Below are 17,413 nucleotides of genomic sequence, written 5' to 3'. Positions count from 1 at the left end.
ATCACCCTCCGATTAAGGCGTTAAAGTTTTTTGGCTTTTTCCACGGCTTCGTCGATGGAACCGACCATGTAGAACGCCTGCTCTGGCAGGTGATCGTATTCGCCTTCCATGATGCCTTTAAAGCCACGGATAGTGTCTTTCAGCGCCACGTATTTGCCCGGAGAACCGGTAAAGACTTCTGCTACGAAGAACGGCTGGGACAGGAAGCGCTGGATCTTACGTGCGCGAGCTACCACCAGTTTGTCTTCTTCAGACAGTTCGTCCATACCGAGGATGGCGATGATATCTTTCAGTTCCTGATAACGCTGCAGGATGGACTGAACGCCACGCGCGGTGTCGTAGTGTTCCTGACCAACAACCAGCGGATCCAGCTGACGGCTGGTGGAGTCCAGCGGGTCAACGGCCGGGTAAATACCCAGGGAAGCGATCTGACGGCTCAGTACTACGGTTGCATCTAAGTGAGCAAAGGTAGTGGCTGGGGATGGGTCAGTTAAGTCATCCGCCGGTACGTATACCGCCTGTACGGAGGTGATAGAACCGGTTTTGGTGGAGGTGATACGTTCCTGCAGAACGCCCATCTCTTCCGCCAGAGTCGGCTGATAACCTACCGCTGAAGGCATACGACCCAGCAGTGCGGATACTTCAGTACCGGCCAGGGTGTAACGATAGATGTTATCGACGAACAGCAGAACGTCACGACCTTCGTCACGGAATTTCTCAGCCATGGTCAGGCCGGTCAGCGCAACGCGCAGACGGTTTCCCGGCGGCTCGTTCATCTGGCCGTACACCAGGGATACTTTATCGATAACGTTGGAGTCGGTCATTTCGTGGTAGAAGTCGTTACCCTCACGAGTACGCTCACCGACGCCCGCAAACACAGAGTAACCGGAGTGCTCGATCGCGATGTTACGGATCAGCTCCATCATGTTTACGGTTTTACCTACACCCGCACCACCGAACAGACCAACTTTACCGCCCTTCGCGAACGGACACATCAGGTCGATAACTTTGATACCGGTTTCCAGCAGTTCCTGAGAGCTGGACAGCTCTTCATAGGAAGGTGCTGCGCGGTGGATAGCCCAACGCTCTTCTTCACCGATGTCGCCTTTCATGTCGACCGGCTGACCCAGTACGTTCATGATACGACCCAGTGTTGCTTTACCTACCGGGACTTCGATTGGGTGCTCGAGGTCTTTTACTTCCAGACCGCGGCGAAGACCATCGGAAGACCCCATGGCGATGGTACGAACGATACCGCCGCCGAGCTGCTGCTGAACTTCCAGCACCAGAACTTCTTTACCATTCTGCACCTCAAGAGCTTCGTACACGCGCGGTACGGCATCCTGAGGGAATTCGACGTCAACTACGGCGCCGATTACCTGGACAATTTTTCCAGTAGCCATCTTGAATCCTCTACGAATTAACCTGGTTATACCGCGGATGCACCACCGACGATCTCGGTGAGTTCCTGAGTAATGCTGGCCTGTCGAGCTTTGTTGTATACCAACTGCAGCTCTTTAATCAGGCTGCCGCCATTGTCGGTCGCGGCTTTCATCGCCACCATACGTGCGGCCTGCTCGCTGGCCAGGTTTTCTACCACGCCCTGATAGACCTGAGATTCGACATAACGACGCAGGAGGGTATCCAGCAGCGCTTTCGGATCGGGTTCGTACAGGTAATCCCAGGATTTACGTTTCAGATCAGCGTCTTCTGATGCCGGTAACGGCAGCAGCTGAGTGATCGTCGGAACCTGAGACATGGTGTTAATAAATTTGTTGCTGACAACGTACAGCTTGTCCAGACGGCCTTCATCATAGGCCTGCAACATCACTTTTACCGGGCCGATCAGTTCGGACAGGGAGGGGTTATCCCCCATACCGGTCACCTGTGCAACCACGTTACCGCCAACGGCGTTAAAGAAAGAGACGCCCTTAGAGCCGATCATTGCGAGGTCGCACTGAACGCCTTTATCGGACCATGCTTTCATTTCCGCCAGCAGTTTCTTGAACAGGTTAATGTTCAAGCCGCCGCACAGACCACGGTCGGTCGACACCACCAGGTAGCCCACGCGCTTAACGTCGCGTTCTTCCAGGTAAGGGTGCTTATATTCCAGATTACCGTTCGCAAGGTGACCAATCACTTTGCGCATAGTATCTGCGTAAGGACGGCTGGCCGCCATACGCTCCTGCGATTTACGCATTTTGGAAGCGGCGACCATCTCCATCGCTTTAGTGATCTTTTGCGTGTTCTGGACGCTTGCGATCTTACTACGTATCTCTTTTGCGCCGGCCATGAGCTTCTCCTCAATGCCTTGCGGCCTGCCCTAAGACAGACCGCCAGACGTTACCAGGACTGGGTTGCTTTGAAGGAATCGAGGATGCCTTTCAGCTTGCCTTCGATTTCGTCGTTATAGCCACCGGACTGGTTAATCTCTTGCATCAGCGGAGCGTGATCACGGTCGACGTAAGCCAGCAGAGCGGCTTCGAAGCTACCGATTTTCGCCAGTTCTACATCAGCCAGGTAACCACGTTCTGCTGCGAACAGAACCAGAGACTGCTGCGCGACGGACATCGGCGCATACTGTTTCTGTTTCAGCAGCTCGGTCACTTTCTGACCGTGGTCCAGCTGTTTGCGGGTTGCATCGTCAAGGTCGGATGCAAACTGGGAGAACGCTGCCAGTTCACGATACTGCGCCAGTGCGGTACGGATACCACCGGACAGTTTCTTCATGATCTTGGTCTGCGCTGCACCACCAACACGGGATACGGAGATACCCGGGTTAACCGCAGGACGAATACCGGCGTTGAACAGGTTGGTTTCCAGGAAGATCTGACCATCGGTAATGGAGATTACGTTGGTCGGAACGAATGCGGAAACGTCACCCGCCTGCGTTTCGATAATCGGCAGTGCGGTCAGAGAACCGGTTTTCCCTTTCACTTCACCTTTGGTGAAAGCTTCAACGTATTCGGCGTTAACACGCGCAGCACGCTCCAGCAGACGAGAGTGGAGGTAGAATACGTCGCCCGGGAAGGCTTCACGTCCTGGCGGACGACGGAGCAGCAGGGAGATCTGACGATAAGCAACAGCCTGTTTAGACAGGTCATCGTAAATGATCAGCGCATCTTCACCGCGGTCGCGGAAGTATTCGCCCATTGCGCAACCGGCGTATGGCGCCAGGTATTGCAGTGCAGCAGATTCGGATGCAGTCGCTACCACCACAATGGTGTTAGCCAGCGCGCCGTGCTCTTCCAGTTTACGCACCACGTTAGAAATGGTGGACGCTTTCTGGCCGATAGCAACATAGACGCACTTGATACCGGAATCACGCTGGTTGATGATGGCATCGATAGCCAGCGCAGTTTTACCGGTCTGACGGTCGCCGATGATCAGTTCACGCTGACCACGACCGATTGGGATCATGGCGTCAACGGATTTATAACCAGTCTGTACCGGCTGATCGACGGACTGACGTTCGATGACGCCCGGTGCGATCGCTTCTACGGCGGAGAAACCGTCGTTTTCCAGCGGACCTTTACCATCAATTGGCGCGCCCAGGGTGTTAACCACACGGCCCAGCAGGCCACGGCCAACCGGAACTTCCAGGATACGGCCAGTACATTTAACCTTCATGCCTTCGGCGAGGTCAGCATACGGACCCATCACCACGGCACCAACGGAGTCGCGCTCCAGGTTCAATGCGATAGCGTAACGGTTACCCGGCAGGGAGATCATCTCACCCTGCATACATTCGGCAAGGCCGTGGATGCGGATAACACCGTCACTTACAGAAACAATAGTACCTTCGTTATGAGCTTCGCTCACAACATTGAACTGAGCAATGCGCTGCTTGATCAGTTCGCTGATTTCGGTGGAATTCAGTTGCATGCTCCAGTCCCCTTAAGACTGCAAGACGTCTGCAAGGCGATCAAGACGGCCGCGTACGCTGCCATCAATGACCATATCACCCGCACGGATGATAATACCTGCCATAACAGACTTATCGATTTTGCAATTCAGCTTAACTTTGCGTGACAGACGTTTTTCCATCGCGCTGACGATCCTGGCAAGCTGTTCATCACTCAGTTGGTTGGCAGATATTACTTCTACCTCTGCGATGGCCTCACTGGCCGCGCGCAGGTGAATGAATTGCTCAAGAACGTCCGGGAGCACCTTCAGACGATTGTTTTCCGCCATCACCTTAATCAGGTTCTGGCCGTTTTCGTCGAGTTGCTCGCCGCAGATAGCGATAAACGCTTCTGAGAGCGTTTCCGGCGCCAAAGCACCGGAGAGAAGCTCTGCCATTTGGTCGTTTTTGGTCACTTCGGCGGCAAACGCCAGCATATCCTGCCAGCGTTCAACACTGTTGTGTTCGACGGCAAAGTCAAAAGCTGCTTTGGCGTAGGGGCGAGCTACCGTTACAAATTCAGACATCAGCCCCTCCCTCCTTACAGTTCAGCGACAAGTTTATCCACGATGTCGCTGTTAGCAGCTTCATCCACGGAACGTTCGATGATCTTCTCGGCGCCAGCAACAGCCAGGATAGCGACCTGCTTACGCAGCTCCTCGCGTGCACGTTTACGCTCAGCATCAATTTCAGCCTGCGCTTGTGCAACGATTTTGGTGCGTTCCTGTTCTGCTTCAGCTTTAGCTTCGTCCAGAATCTGAGAGCGACGCTTGTTCGCCTGCTCAATGATTACCTGGGCTTCCGCTTTCGCTTTTTTCAGCTGGTCGGTCGCGTTGGCCTGTGCAAGGTCCAAATCTTTCTTAGCGCGTTCTGCAGAAGCTAAACCGTCAGAAATCTCTTTCTGGCGTTTTTCGATGGCAGCCATTAACGGCGGCCATACGTACTTCATGCAGAACCATACGAAGATAACAAACGCGATGGCCTGGCCGAGGATTGTTGCGTTCATGTTCACAGCACAATACCTCTTTAATTAACTCTGTGGCTTAGGTTTCTAACAACTTACTACGCGACGGCGAACATCACGTACAGACCCAGACCTACAGCGATCATCGGGATAGCATCCACCAGACCCATAACGATAAAGAACTGAGTACGCAGCAGAGGAATCAGATCCGGTTGACGCGCTGCGCCTTCCAGGAATTTACCTCCGAGGATGCCGATACCGATCGCAGCACCGATTGCCGCCAGACCCATCATCACAGCGGCAGCCATGTACAGCAGATCCATATTCAGGTTTTCCATGACAGTCTCCAGTTTGTTTCAGTTAAAACGTAGTAGTGTTGGTAAAAATCAATGCTCTTCAGACGCCATCGACAGATAGACAATCGTCAGAACCATGAAGATGAAGGCTTGCAGCGTAATAATCAGGATGTGGAAAATGGCCCAAGGCACATTCAGAACCCACTGTGACCACCACGGCAACAGACCAGCAATCAGAATGAAAATCAGCTCACCGGCATACATGTTGCCGAACAGTCGCAGACCGAGAGAAACCGGTTTGGACAGCAGGCTTACCCCTTCAAGGATTAAGTTGACAGGAATGAACGCCCAGTGATTGAACGGCTGCATGGTCAGTTCTTTAACGAACCCACCTACGCCTTTCATTTTGATGCTGTAGAAAATGATCAGGATGAACACGCCAAGCGCCATCGACAGGGTGATGTTCACGTCGGCAGACGGAACCACGCGCAGTGCAGGCAGGCCGAAAATGTGTTCGCCGATATAAGGAAGCAGGTCGATTGGCAGCAGGTCCATCAGGTTCATCAGGAAGACCCAGACGAACACGGTCAGCGCCAGCGGCGCGATAACCTTGCTCTTGCCATGGTACATGTCTTTGACGCTGCCATGGACGAAGCCGATGATCATTTCGATGAAGGTTTGGAATTTCCCTGGTACGCCGCTGGTCGCTTTCTTAGCAACGCTACGGAACATGGCAAGGAACAGCAGACCGAGAACCACCGAGAAGAACATGGAGTCAATGTTGAGCGTCCAGAAGGTGGCTGTGTGGTTGTGCGGATCCACCAGCGAGAATGTACGTAGGTCCAGCTGAAGGTTGTTCAGATGGTGTCCTATGTAATCCTGCGGCGTCATATTTTCTGAAGCCATGATGCCTTTACCCTTTGTTGTTAATTACAGCTGGCGCCAGAACTTGTACCACCAGCACCAAAACCCACGTCACGATCAGCGGCATAAATACCACTCTTAAAACAGCCAGCGCCATCGCCAGAAGGGCGAAGGTTAGCAACACCTTGAAGGCTTCACCGAAGGCGAAGGTCCAGGCCACACGGCCTTTTGCTGGTGTATGCGCCTGATGACGCCAGGCAAAAATCATAAACATCAGGTTCGGCAAAACCACCGCCAAACCGCCGCATACAGCGGAAATGCCCCAGAAGGGGTCTTTGAGGCTGAACAGCAGTCCACTTGCTATTACTGCCAGTAACTGAATAAACAGAAGCTTGCGAGCAACGTTTCGACTCAAGAGCGACACTGACATCACGTTTTTACTCCTGCTCCCTTTGAGGTATGTCGCGTGTCGTATAAAACGTCCTTTAAGACGAAGAGTCAAGCATCAAAAAGCGGACAAATTATACGGTGACGCCCCGTGATTTCAAACAATAAGTAGCAAAATAGTGAATAAATGTTTAATTATTTTCCAACGGACAACTTTCCGTGCATTTCAGCGTTCTGTGAGCAGTCATACAAAACTGCAAATAACGTGGAAACACGGCAATTAAAGCGTGCATTAGATCACATAATAAACATTTCAAGCGCCCTTTAATGAATCAAGGACATAAAACACTATTTTTCATGCTTTTGATATTCAAGATAAAAAGTGAGGACATTATCTAAAACAACCTCACATACAATAAAAACCTTTTATTGACATTTATAATAAAAATTTAACATCACTATGCTGTTCATCCGTGTCGATTTTTAGCACCCTGATATTTTCAAAGTTGACTATTTTGTCAGTGAATCACTTATGCTAAGTTAACCGCAGGAAAAGCCATAGTAAAAACATGGTTAAATGCAGCCCGATAATATCGCGGAGTGACCTTTATTTTTGTAACATCCGCGGGCGACATTTTTTCCACATTTTTTGATAAAAATTAACGCGATTTTGGTTGAATCACCACCAGGTGTCGCTCCCCTTCCAGCTGAGGAACATGCAGCTCAATCACCTCGGCAATACCATACCCTTCCGGCAGGTTTTCCATTTCGTCTTTTTGCGCTAACCCTTTGAGTGCATAGAAGTGACCGTTCGCTGCCGGCAGATGATGGCACCAGCTCACCATATCATTGAGCGATGCGAAGGCGCGGCTTATCACACCGTCAAACGGCGGTTCGGCCGGGAAGGCTTCCACGCGGCTCTGCACCGGGGTGACATTATCCAGCTTCAGCTCATGCTGCACCTGACGCAGGAAGCGCACGCGCTTGCCGAGACTGTCGAGCAGGGTGAAATGCGACTCCGGACGCACGATGGCCAGCGGAATGCCAGGGAGCCCCGGTCCGGTCCCGACATCGATAAAGCGCGACCCCTGCAGATAAGGCGCCACGATGATGCTGTCGAGGATATGGCGCACCAGCATCTCATTCGGATCGCGAACGGAGGTCAGGTTATAGGCTTTGTTCCACTTATCGAGCAGCCCGACGTAGGCCACCAGCTGGTTTTTCTGGTGATCGGTGAGCGAAATACCCGCTTCATCCAGCAGACGAGAAAGTTTGTTGAGCACAGTCTGTACCTTCAAAAAATAATGAGCCCGGAGGCGCTAACGCTTACCGGGCTATGAATGATAAAGGCGAACGCTGATTATGCAACAGTGAAATCAGCGCAGGCAGGCGGCCGCAATCAGGCGCTGCGGCGCAGCATGCCCTGCTTTTTCAGCCAAACCAACAAAATGGAGATCGCCGCCGGCGTGATCCCGGAAATGCGTGATGCCTGCCCTATCGACGACGGCTTATGGTCGTTCAGTTTGGCGATCACTTCGTTAGACAGCCCGGTGACCTGGCGGTAATCGAGCGTCGCCGGCAGCACGGTATTCTCATTACGCTGCTGTTTCTCGATCTCATCCTGCTGGCGCGCGATGTAGCCTTCATACTTCACCTGGATCTCTACCTGCTCGGCCGCTTGCTGATCTTCCAGTCCCGGTGCGAACGGCGATAGCTGAATCAGTTGCTCGTAGGTCATTTCCGGACGACGCAGTAGATCTTCACCACTCGCTTCACGCGACAGCGGCGCCGTCAGGTGAGCATTCACTTCGGCGGCGCTCTCTGCCTGCGGGTTCACCCAGGTCGATTTCAGACGTTGGCGTTCACGTTCAATGCTTTCCAGCTTCTCGTTGTACCGCGCCCAGCGTTCATCGTCCACCAGACCCAGCTCGCGTCCCTGTTCGGTCAGGCGCAGGTCGGCGTTATCTTCGCGCAGCATCAGACGATATTCGGCACGGGAAGTAAACATGCGGTACGGTTCTTTGGTACCCAGAGTGCACAGGTCATCCACCAGCACGCCGAGGTAGGCCTGATCGCGACGCGGCGCCCAGCCCTCTTTTTCCGCAGAGAAGCGGGCAGCGTTAAGTCCAGCCAGCAGACCCTGAGCAGCGGCTTCTTCATAACCAGTGGTACCGTTGATCTGGCCGGCGAAGAACAGACCCTGAATAAATTTGCTCTCGAGCGTTGGCTTCAGATCGCGTGGGTCGAAGAAATCGTACTCAATGGCGTAGCCGGGACGGACGATCCGGGCGTTCTCCATCCCCTGCATTGAGCGGACGATTTGCATTTGCACATCAAACGGCAGGCTGGTGGAGATACCGTTCGGATAAATTTCGTTTGAGGTCAGGCCTTCCGGTTCAAGGAAGATCTGGTGCTGATTGCGATCGGCAAAGCGCATGACTTTGTCTTCGATCGACGGACAATAGCGTGGCCCGATCCCTTCGATCACCCCAGCGTACATTGGGCTGCGATCGAGGTTATTACGGATCACGTCATGGGTTTTCTCGTTGGTGTGGGTGATATAGCAGGGCACCTGACGCGGATGCTGATCCACGGATCCCATGAACGAGAAGACCGGCATCGGGTTATCGCCGTGCTGTTGCGCCAGCACGCTGAAATCGATGGTGCGGGCGTCAATACGTGGCGGGGTACCTGTTTTCAGACGACTTACGCGCAGCGGCAGCTCACGCAGACGACGAGACAGCGGGATTGACGGCGGATCGCCGGCACGGCCGCCGCTGTAGTTGTCCAGACCAATATGAATTTTGCCATCAAGGAAGGTCCCGACGGTCAACACCACCGCTTTAGCGCGGAATTTGAGGCCCATCTGGGTGACGGCGCCCACGACGCGATCGTTTTCCACAATCAGATCTTCCACTGCCTGCTGGAAGATCATCAGGTTCGGCTGGTTCTCCAGCGCGGTGCGTACCGCCTGACGATACAGCACGCGGTCTGCCTGGGCGCGAGTGGCACGTACCGCGGGCCCTTTGCTGGCGTTTAGTATCCTAAACTGAATACCCGCCTGATCGATCGCGGTTGCCATCAATCCGCCGAGTGCGTCCACTTCTTTCACCAGGTGTCCTTTCCCAATGCCGCCAATCGCCGGGTTGCAGCTCATCTGCCCCAGCGTGTCGATATTGTGTGTCAAAAGCAGGGTTTGTTGGCCCATTCGCGCTGCGGCCATCGCGGCCTCAGTGCCTGCATGACCCCCGCCAATGATAATGACGTCAAAAGGATCCTGATAAAACATGGTGATCTGCCTCGCATAACGCGGTTTGAAAATGGATTGAAGCCCGGGCCGTGGATTCTACTCGGCTTTGGTCTTTTGAGAAAGACTCCGGGATCCTGAGTATTAAAAAGAAGATCTTTATATAGAGATCTGTTCTATTGTGATCTCTTATTAGGATCGACTCTCTTTGTGGATAAGTCGGATCCACGATGTAAGATCAAAAACTTAAGAAGGATCACTATCTGTGAATGATCGGTGATCCTAGTCCGTATAAGCTGGGATCAAAATGAAGGGTTATACACAGCACAAAAACCATACGACGGTTATTCTTTGGATAACTACCGGTTGATCCAAGCTTTTAAGCATGGTTATCCACAGAAGATCCGACGATCTTTACAATTGTCAGAGCAAATTTTTCCAGGATCCCAGCCAGATTTCCGCTGGATCCTCCGGAATTTCATGTTCCAGCACGTTAATCTTCAGCGTTTCGCCGATCTGTTTTGCGCCGCTGGCCTTCAATGCTGCTTCTAATTTATCGATCGCCCCACAGAAGGTGTCGTATTCGCGGCTGCCGATCCCGATGGCGCCAAAGCGCACGGCGGAAAGATCGGCCTTCTGCTCCAGCAATGCGTCATAGAAGGGAACCAGGTTGTCGGGAATGTCGCCGGCGCCATGCGTTGAAGAGATAACTAACCAGATCCCTTCTGCCTGCAGATCGTCCACCAGCGGACCGTGCTGGATTTCAGTGCTATAGCCGGCTTCTTCCAGCTTTTCCGCCAGATGCTCTGCTACATATTCCGCACTGCCCAGGGTACTGCCGCTGATAAGTGTAATGTCTGCCATGATCGCCGATCGCCCGCTCAACTGTTCAGAGTGGCGTATTGTACGCTGTGAGCGAGCTGGGATCTACCTGTGGAAAAATGTGGGATTAAAAAAAGCGATCAGGGCTTGATGGTGCGCATGATCGGGTTCTGCAGCACGATCAGCGTCTCGGTGGACTGAATTTCATCAATTGTTTGGATCTTGTTGATAAGTACCTGCTGCAGGGCATCGATGGATTTACACATCACCTTAATAAAGATGCTGTAGTGGCCGGTGGTGTAATAAGCCTCGGTGACCTCCTCCAGGCTTTCCAGGCGGGCAAGGGCGGAAGGGTAGTCTTTGGCGCTCTTGAGAATAATGCCGATAAAGCAGCCGACATCATAGCCCAGCTGCTTGGGGCTGACGTCAATACGCGCACCGGTAATGATACCCGCCTGTTTCATCTTTTCGACGCGCACATGAATGGTGCCCGGGCTGACGCTGAACTGTTTGGCCAGTTCGGCATAGGCGGTACGGGCGTTGGCCATCAGCGCATCGAGAATGCCGCGGTCCAGATTGTCGATCTGATAATTTTCCATATCTTTTTCTTATGAAGTTTGAGGGTTCTTGCTATTTTAGCGCCATATTTTGATGAATTAAAAGTCGATGCGGCTTTTTATTGATTGATTATTGTATTGCGGCCCTGTTTTGTTGCTTAATCAATGGCAACAGGACGCAGGAGTTATAAAAATGAAAACCGCATATATCGCAAAACAACGCCAGATCAGTTTCGTTAAATCCCACTTTTCCCGTCAGCTGGAAGAGAAGCTTGGCCTGATTGAAGTCCAGGCACCAATCTTAAGCCGCGTGGGCGATGGGACGCAGGATAACTTGTCCGGCTGCGAGAAAGCGGTTCAGGTAAAAGTGAAAACACTGCCCGACGCCCAGTTCGAAGTGGTTCATTCGCTGGCGAAGTGGAAGCGTCAAACCCTGGGACAACACGACTTCAGCGCGGGCGAAGGGCTGTACACGCACATGAAGGCCCTTCGCCCCGATGAAGACCGTCTGACGCCTATCCATTCCGTTTATGTTGACCAGTGGGACTGGGAGCGCGTGATGGGCGATGAAGAGCGTCACGTCGGCACGCTGAAGGCAACCGTCGAGGCGATCTACGCCGGGATCAAAGCTACCGAGCTGGCGGTCAGCCAGGAATTTGGCCTGAAGCCTTTTCTGCCGGAACAGATCCATTTTGTTCACAGCCAGGAGCTGCTGAGCCGCTATCCCGATCTTGATGCCAAAGGCCGTGAGCGAGCCATTGCCAAAGAGTTGGGGGCCGTCTTCTTAATTGGTATCGGCGGCAAACTGTCTAACGGTAAGCGCCACGACGTGCGTGCGCCGGATTACGATGACTGGAGCACAGAGGTTTCTGAAGGCTTTGCCGGTCTGAACGGCGATATCCTGGTATGGAACCCGGTGCTGGAAGATGCCTTCGAGATCTCCTCAATGGGGATCCGCGTTGACGCCGAAGCGCTGAAGCGCCAGCTGGCCGTGACTGGCGATGAAGATCGCCTACAGCTTGAATGGCACCAGGCGCTGCTGCGCGGCGAGATGCCGCAGACTATCGGCGGCGGCATTGGCCAGTCTCGTCTGACGATGCTGCTGCTGCAGCTTGACCATATCGGCCAGGTACAGTGCGGCGTATGGCCGGCCCAGGTTCGCGAAAGCGTTTCCGCGCTGCTGTAATGAATTAGCGCCGCCAGCGTCGCAGCAGGCGGCTACGCAGCCCGGTATCAAAGCGCCAGATATGATCGAAGATGCGCATGATGCCGGGTTTGCCGTGTACCGACATCGCCACCGCGTGAAAACGGTGCTGGTGCTTACGCTGTAACTCCCCCACCTGAGCAATCACCTCATCCGGCAACCGCTGGGCGATAAAGTCAGAGATCACGACGGCATCCGCATCCACCCACTGCGGGTTTTGCAGACGTTCAATGATGGCGCGAAAACAGCTGGCCAGATCGGTACCGCCGCGAAAGCGCTGGCTTAAAAAGCGGATCGCCTGCTCCAGCCCGCGCTCGCTGGTCAGTTCGTAATGCACCACTTCGCTGGAGAACAGCATAATAAAGCAGCGACGGTTATCAGCCAGCGCCACGCGCATGAGGGCCAGACAAAAGGCCTTAGCGCACTGCTCGTTAAAACCGCCCATCGACCCTGACGTATCGACGCAGACAATGAACGGCCCGCGCGGTTGCTCATCAAAATCCTGCCGCGTTACCGGGCGTTCGGTGATTTTCTCACGCCAGGCGTCGCCATGCAGCCGGTAGGTGAGCAGCTGCTTCTCCACCAGCTTGCGATAAAATTCAAACTCCAGCTCCGTGATGCCGAGCGTCGCCAGCTCCGGCGGCAGCAGCCGCAGAATGTCGTCACTCTGCTGGAGGCCGTCGACTTGCTCCGGTACTGTCGCCGGCTCGCGCACCAGGCTGCGAAAGGTTTCCATCGGGGCGTCTTTCTTCGGCACCGATTTCGCTTCCCGTGAACGTCCGAGTTGTTCCGCCAGCTGCAGTAGCTCCGGTTGCTGGTTGAGAAAATCGCCATAGCGCACGATCAGCTGATAGTCGCCGCGTTTGAGTTCGCCAGCGCTCATATCCCACAGACGCCCGGCGGCAGTGTCATTTTCCGCCAGTACCGGATCGAGCTGACCGCTGAGCGTCATTCGTTCCTGGACCTCACTGAGTAACTGATCGCGTTCTTCATCCAGCAACTGCTGGTTAAGGCTGGTGGCTTGCACCACCAGGCTCAGGCGCCAGCGCTGTAAAAACAGCGTATGCAACGCCGGGGTAAAGGTGGCATTGTCATCCACCAGCTTCTGCGCCTGAGCGGCAAAAGGAGACTGTAGCTGGTGCAGTTTGCCTAGGATCTGCGGGAGCTGGACGATAAACTGCGAGGTAGAGAGTAGCTGAGCCTGCTGATAGGTTTGCACTTCGGCGTCCAGATCCGGCGGGACGTTAACTTCTTTCAAACGGGCGCGAACGGCTTCACGCCAGCGTGGAATATCCGCCGCGATGATGTTTTTCAGGCGGGGGAATTTCTCAAAGAACACCGCCAGCTGAGGAGAGGCCAGCAGCGCCAGCAGCATCTCCTCGATCATTCCCTCTTCGCTGACTGCCAGCATGACATTCAGCATATCGAGCGTCATGGCTGCTTCGCCTGTTTAATCTGCGCGCCGACGTCCTGCAGGCTGGCTTCGATTCTTCCCAGCCACTCGACCGGGATAAACAGACACTTTTGCTGCTCGCTGAAGCGGTTGTGTTGCTGGTGCCACTCATCATCGAGCGCCTCCAGCTGTTGGCGAATTTCTGCCGGCATGTTCTCCTGCGATGCGCTACCGGGCAGCGCGAGGCGTGAGCCCTGCAGGCTGACGTCGCGGACGACCAGGTGCTGGCTGGTGTCGACATCCATATTGAGCAGTTGGGCAAAGCCGATCCCGTTGAGCTTACCGCGGATCTCACCGCCCTTTTCCAGCCAGTTGGCTAACGCCTCGCGTTCAAAAGTAATGTGGATCACTTCCATATCGTGAAGTTTGAGCGGCTGCTGCAGCAGCAGCGTCAGGGTGGTCCCCTGGATCTCCGCCGGCAATTCATAATGCGGTTTGCGGCTAAACATCCCGCCAAGGCGGGTGACCTTCAACGCCGTTTTGTCGCTTTGCTGCTGTTGGATCTGAATGCGTCTCTGGACAATGGCCCCCAGCCGCGTCAGCATCGCCTGCTGTTGCCAGGCGTGACAGGTCATGAGCGTTTCCAGCTGCTGCGACATCAGGTTCATGCTCTCGACGTTGTGCCACAGACAATCTTTCAGCAGGATCAGATCTATCGGCGCGATGCTGTCGCGCCCGCTGAAGAAGGCGCTGGCCTGCAGCAGGCGAATGGCCTTTTTCCAGCGGCGATCCGAGACGTACGGCGCATTTGGCAGGGCATCCAGCTGCTGGCGGAGCTGGAATATCAGCTCAAACACCGCGTCTGGCAGTTTGATATTGCCGATCTGCTGCTGCCATTGGGTAAACTCTTCGTCGCTAACCTGCAGCGCGCTGGGCACTGGATTGATGTTTTCATCCTGCTGGCTGACCAGCATTGAACGGAAATTACCTTTATCCTGCACTTTATCAAGCCACAGACGGATCAGCATTCGGTCATACAGCGCTTCCAGACTGCTGTCGGCTTCGGGGAGTTCGTTCGACGCGGCCACCAGCAGGCGCATCGGGATTTTCTCTTCGTGCGCCCCATTGCGGAAGTGACGTTCGTTAATCGCCGTCAGCAGGGTGTTGAGGATCGCCGGACCCGCTTTCCATATTTCATCGAGAAAGACGATTTCGGCTTCCGGCAGGTAGCCGGCGGTTAAACGTTCGTAACGGCCTTCATCCTTCAGTGCCTGAATGGACAGTGGCCCAAAAACTTCTTCCGGGGTGGAGAAGCGGGTCATCAGGTATTCAAAAGCGCGCGCCTGCTGGAAGGCGAATTTGAGGCGGCGGGCAATCAGGCTTTTGGCGATCCCCGGTGGGCCGAGCAAAAAAACGCTCTCGCCGCTGAGCGCCGCCAGCAGGCAGAGGCGTATCGCGTGGCTGCGTTCAAAGAGTCCTTTTTCGAGTGCCGCGCTGAGCCGGGAAATTCTTTCAGCCAGTAAATGTGTTTGAGCCATAATTGAGTTGCGTGCTTTGTCATGTATCGTTATTGGGTCGAGTATAGATGTTAGAGCAGGGGCGGTAATAGCCTGAAGAATCGATTTATTTTTTTTGAGCCAGGTTAATATGGTGTCTGTTAGGGGTACGATTTCGCAAATAATCGTGCATACTGTGCGCTTTTTGTGGGCCAAGGGACTAGGCACACATTTGTTTTATAAACGAAAAGACTAGTCTATGAGCACTGATAATAAACAATCGTTGCCGGCATTAACGTTGGCGGCCATCGGCGTGGTGTACGGCGATATCGGTACCAGTCCACTGTATACCTTGCGCGAATGCCTGTCAGGTCAGTTTGGCTTTGGCGTTGAACGCGACGCCGTGTTTGGCTTTTTGTCGCTGATTTTCTGGCTGTTGATCTTTACCGTATCGATTAAATACATCACGTTCGTGATGCGGGCGGATAACGCCGGGGAAGGCGGGATCTTAACGCTGATGTCGCTGGCCGGACGTAATACCTCGGCCCGAATGACCTCCGTACTGGTGATCCTCGGCCTGATCGGCGGTAGCTTCTTCTATGGCGAAGTGGTGATTACGCCGGCGATTTCCGTTATGTCGGCGATAGAGGGGTTAGAAATTATCGCCCCGCAGCTTGATACCTGGATTGTCCCTATTTCCATTATCGTGCTGACTCTGCTGTTTGTGATCCAGAAGCACGGGACCGGCATGGTCGGTAAGCTGTTTGCGCCGATTATGCTGATCTGGTTCCTGTTGCTGGCGGTGCTGGGCGCGCGAAGCATTTACGCTAACCCGGAAGTTCTTCAGGCGCTAAACCCCTACTGGGCGGTGCATTTCTTCCTGCAGTACAAAACGGTTTCCTTTATTGCGCTCGGCGCGGTGGTGCTGTCGATTACCGGGGTGGAAGCGCTGTACGCCGATATGGGTCACTTCGGCAAACTGCCGATCCGCGTGGCCTGGTTCTCCGTCGTGCTGCCCTCGCTGGTGCTGAACTATTTTGGCCAGGGCGCGCTACTGCTGAAGCACCCGGAAGCGATTAAAAACCCGTTCTTCCTGCTGGCGCCGGAGTGGGCGCTGATCCCGATGCTGATTATCGCCACGCTGGCGACGGTTATCGCCTCGCAGGCGGTGATCTCCGGGGTCTTCTCCCTGACCCGTCAGGCAGTGCGTCTGGGCTATCTGTCGCCGATGCGCATTATCCACACCTCGGAAATGGAGTCCGGACAGATTTACATCCCGTTCATTAACTGGCTGCTGTACGTTTCTGTGGTCATCGTTATTGTCAGCTTTGAGCATTCGTCTAATCTGGCGGCGGCGTATGGTATCGCGGTCACGGGCACCATGGTGCTGACCTCCATTCTGTCGGCAACGGTGGCGCGCAAAAACTGGCACTGGAATAAGCTGTTTGTCGGCCTGATGCTGGTGGCCTTCCTGTGTATCGATATTCCGCTGTTTTCGGCGAACCTCGATAAGATTGTCTCCGGCGGTTGGCTGCCGTTGTCCCTGGGGCTGGTGATGTTCACGGTGATGACCACCTGGAAGAGCGAACGTTTCCGCCTGCTGCGCCGAATGCACGAGCATGGCAATTCGCTGGAAGCGATGATCTCTTCGCTGGAGAAGTCACCGCCGGTGCGTGTGCCGGGTACCGCGGTGTATATGTCCCGCGCCCTGAACGTGATCCCGTTTGCCCTGCTGCATAACCTGAAGCACAACAAGGTGCTGCATGAGCGAGTAATCCTTCTGACTCTGCGCACCGAAGACGCGCCTTACGTGCATAACGTTCGCCGGGTGCAGATTGAGCAGCTGTCGCCGTCGTTCTGGCGGGTGGTGGCCAGCTACGGTTGGCGGGAAACGCCGAACGTTGAAGAGGTGTTCCATCGCTGTGGCCTGGAAGGACTCAGCTGCCGAATGATGGAGACCTCGTTCTTCATGTCGCATGAGTCGCTGATTATCGGCAAACGACCGTGGTATCTGCGCCTGCGCGGCAAGCTTTATCTGCTGCTGCAGCGTAACGCCCTGCGGGCGCCGGATCAGTTTGAAATCCCGCCAAACCGGGTTATCGAACTCGGTACCCAGGTCGAAATCTGATGTCAAAAAAGCCCTTCCATTGCGAAGGGCTTTTTGTTTCTCACTCCGGCTGTCATCTCCTGTCGTTGCCTTGCGAAACGTTTCGATGGCGATCACATTTCTCTCTTCTGGTGATGGTTTTCTGCTCACACATTGATAATAATTATTTTAG

The 17,413-nt window shown here is 54.1% G+C and carries 16 protein-coding genes; 2 read left to right on the top strand and 14 right to left on the bottom strand.

Features of this window, described 5'->3' with window-relative positions; all coding sequences use genetic code 11:
• Positions 1-20: 20 nt before the first annotated feature.
• From atpD to asnC, 12 genes are all read right to left on the bottom strand, one after another.
• On the bottom strand, positions 21-1,403 hold the full coding sequence (gene atpD, locus R0140_RS26925; RefSeq protein WP_008806723.1) for a F0F1 ATP synthase subunit beta: 1,383 nt from the start codon (positions 1,401-1,403) through the stop codon (positions 21-23).
• A 26-nt stretch (positions 1,404-1,429) separates the two neighbouring features.
• Positions 1,430-2,293 (bottom strand): F0F1 ATP synthase subunit gamma, encoded by an 864-nt coding sequence (gene atpG, locus R0140_RS26920; RefSeq protein ID WP_008806722.1) that lies wholly within the window; start codon positions 2,291-2,293, stop codon positions 1,430-1,432.
• A gap of 50 nt (positions 2,294-2,343) precedes the next feature.
• Positions 2,344-3,885, bottom strand: coding sequence for a F0F1 ATP synthase subunit alpha (gene atpA, locus R0140_RS26915; RefSeq protein WP_012543303.1), 1,542 nt, complete (start codon positions 3,883-3,885; stop codon positions 2,344-2,346).
• A 12-nt stretch (positions 3,886-3,897) separates the two neighbouring features.
• Positions 3,898-4,431: a F0F1 ATP synthase subunit delta gene (gene atpH / locus R0140_RS26910; RefSeq protein WP_004202307.1), complete on the bottom strand. Its 534-nt coding sequence runs from the start codon at positions 4,429-4,431 to the stop codon at positions 3,898-3,900.
• Positions 4,432-4,445: 14 nt separating this feature from the next.
• Positions 4,446-4,916, bottom strand: coding sequence for a F0F1 ATP synthase subunit B (atpF, locus tag R0140_RS26905; protein ID WP_004107293.1), 471 nt, complete (start codon positions 4,914-4,916; stop codon positions 4,446-4,448).
• A 50-nt stretch (positions 4,917-4,966) separates the two neighbouring features.
• Positions 4,967-5,206 carry a F0F1 ATP synthase subunit C gene (gene atpE, locus R0140_RS26900; protein WP_000429386.1) on the bottom strand — a complete coding sequence of 80 codons (240 nt, stop codon included), beginning with the start codon at positions 5,204-5,206 and terminating at the stop codon, positions 4,967-4,969.
• Positions 5,207-5,254: 48 nt separating this feature from the next.
• Entirely contained in the window at positions 5,255-6,070 is an 816-nt protein-coding gene (atpB, locus tag R0140_RS26895; RefSeq protein ID WP_004151552.1) for a F0F1 ATP synthase subunit A, read from the bottom strand.
• A 7-nt stretch (positions 6,071-6,077) separates the two neighbouring features.
• Positions 6,078-6,458 (bottom strand): F0F1 ATP synthase subunit I, encoded by a 381-nt coding sequence (gene atpI / locus R0140_RS26890; protein WP_032741502.1) that lies wholly within the window; start codon positions 6,456-6,458, stop codon positions 6,078-6,080.
• A 616-nt stretch (positions 6,459-7,074) separates the two neighbouring features.
• Positions 7,075-7,698 (bottom strand): 16S rRNA (guanine(527)-N(7))-methyltransferase RsmG, encoded by a 624-nt coding sequence (rsmG, locus tag R0140_RS26885; RefSeq protein ID WP_008806718.1) that lies wholly within the window; start codon positions 7,696-7,698, stop codon positions 7,075-7,077.
• A 116-nt stretch (positions 7,699-7,814) separates the two neighbouring features.
• Complete coding sequence (mnmG, locus tag R0140_RS26880) at positions 7,815-9,704, bottom strand: tRNA uridine-5-carboxymethylaminomethyl(34) synthesis enzyme MnmG (protein WP_008806717.1); 1,890 nt, start codon at positions 9,702-9,704, stop codon at positions 7,815-7,817.
• 381 nt (positions 9,705-10,085) lie between these two features.
• A complete protein-coding gene (gene mioC / locus R0140_RS26875) occupies positions 10,086-10,526 on the bottom strand; it encodes an FMN-binding protein MioC (RefSeq protein WP_008806716.1) in 441 nt (146 codons plus the stop codon).
• A 98-nt stretch (positions 10,527-10,624) separates the two neighbouring features.
• Complete coding sequence (asnC, locus tag R0140_RS26870; RefSeq protein WP_002882510.1) at positions 10,625-11,083, bottom strand: transcriptional regulator AsnC; 459 nt, start codon at positions 11,081-11,083, stop codon at positions 10,625-10,627.
• Positions 11,084-11,234: 151 nt separating this feature from the next.
• Here asnC and asnA point away from each other — a divergent pair, with 151 nt between their 5' ends.
• The gene (asnA, locus tag R0140_RS26865; RefSeq protein WP_012543301.1) at positions 11,235-12,227 is read left to right on the top strand and encodes an aspartate--ammonia ligase; all 993 of its coding nucleotides are present in this window, start codon (positions 11,235-11,237) and stop codon (positions 12,225-12,227) included.
• 4 nt (positions 12,228-12,231) lie between these two features.
• On the opposite strand, the gene viaA is transcribed toward asnA, so the two are convergent.
• Together viaA and ravA are read right to left on the bottom strand one after the other, a co-directional pair.
• On the bottom strand, positions 12,232-13,680 hold the full coding sequence (gene viaA / locus R0140_RS26860; RefSeq protein ID WP_008806714.1) for an ATPase RavA stimulator ViaA: 1,449 nt from the start codon (positions 13,678-13,680) through the stop codon (positions 12,232-12,234).
• Entirely contained in the window at positions 13,677-15,176 is a 1,500-nt protein-coding gene (gene ravA / locus R0140_RS26855) for an ATPase RavA (protein ID WP_016162028.1), read from the bottom strand. The genes viaA and ravA overlap by 4 nt, the downstream gene beginning before the upstream one ends.
• Positions 15,177-15,393: 217 nt before the next feature.
• Between ravA and kup the strand changes: the two genes are divergently transcribed.
• Positions 15,394-17,262, top strand: coding sequence for a low affinity potassium transporter Kup (gene kup / locus R0140_RS26850; RefSeq protein WP_008806712.1), 1,869 nt, complete (start codon positions 15,394-15,396; stop codon positions 17,260-17,262).
• The last annotated feature ends 151 nt before the right edge of the window (positions 17,263-17,413 follow it).

The organism is Klebsiella sp. w6, assembly GCF_033100215.1.
GTDB classification, from domain to species: Bacteria; Pseudomonadota; Gammaproteobacteria; order Enterobacterales; family Enterobacteriaceae; genus Klebsiella; species Klebsiella variicola.
This window is presented reverse-complemented; position numbering and strand designations above follow the sequence as displayed.

Coding starts and splice junctions, on each gene's coding strand:
- atpB (WP_004151552.1), bottom strand. CDS start 6,070: ATGGCTTCAGAAAATATGACGCCGCAGGATTACATAGGACACCATCTG.
- atpD (WP_008806723.1), bottom strand. CDS start 1,403: ATGGCTACTGGAAAAATTGTCCAGGTAATCGGCGCCGTAGTTGACGTC.
- mioC (WP_008806716.1), bottom strand. CDS start 10,526: ATGGCAGACATTACACTTATCAGCGGCAGTACCCTGGGCAGTGCGGAA.
- asnC (WP_002882510.1), bottom strand. CDS start 11,083: ATGGAAAATTATCAGATCGACAATCTGGACCGCGGCATTCTCGATGCG.
- atpI (WP_032741502.1), bottom strand. CDS start 6,458: ATGTCAGTGTCGCTCTTGAGTCGAAACGTTGCTCGCAAGCTTCTGTTT.
- kup (WP_008806712.1), top strand. CDS start 15,394: ATGAGCACTGATAATAAACAATCGTTGCCGGCATTAACGTTGGCGGCC.
- atpG (WP_008806722.1), bottom strand. CDS start 2,293: ATGGCCGGCGCAAAAGAGATACGTAGTAAGATCGCAAGCGTCCAGAAC.
- atpH (WP_004202307.1), bottom strand. CDS start 4,431: ATGTCTGAATTTGTAACGGTAGCTCGCCCCTACGCCAAAGCAGCTTTT.
- atpE (WP_000429386.1), bottom strand. CDS start 5,206: ATGGAAAACCTGAATATGGATCTGCTGTACATGGCTGCCGCTGTGATG.
- asnA (WP_012543301.1), top strand. CDS start 11,235: ATGAAAACCGCATATATCGCAAAACAACGCCAGATCAGTTTCGTTAAA.
- viaA (WP_008806714.1), bottom strand. CDS start 13,680: ATGACGCTCGATATGCTGAATGTCATGCTGGCAGTCAGCGAAGAGGGA.
- atpA (WP_012543303.1), bottom strand. CDS start 3,885: ATGCAACTGAATTCCACCGAAATCAGCGAACTGATCAAGCAGCGCATT.
- ravA (WP_016162028.1), bottom strand. CDS start 15,176: ATGGCTCAAACACATTTACTGGCTGAAAGAATTTCCCGGCTCAGCGCG.
- mnmG (WP_008806717.1), bottom strand. CDS start 9,704: ATGTTTTATCAGGATCCTTTTGACGTCATTATCATTGGCGGGGGTCAT.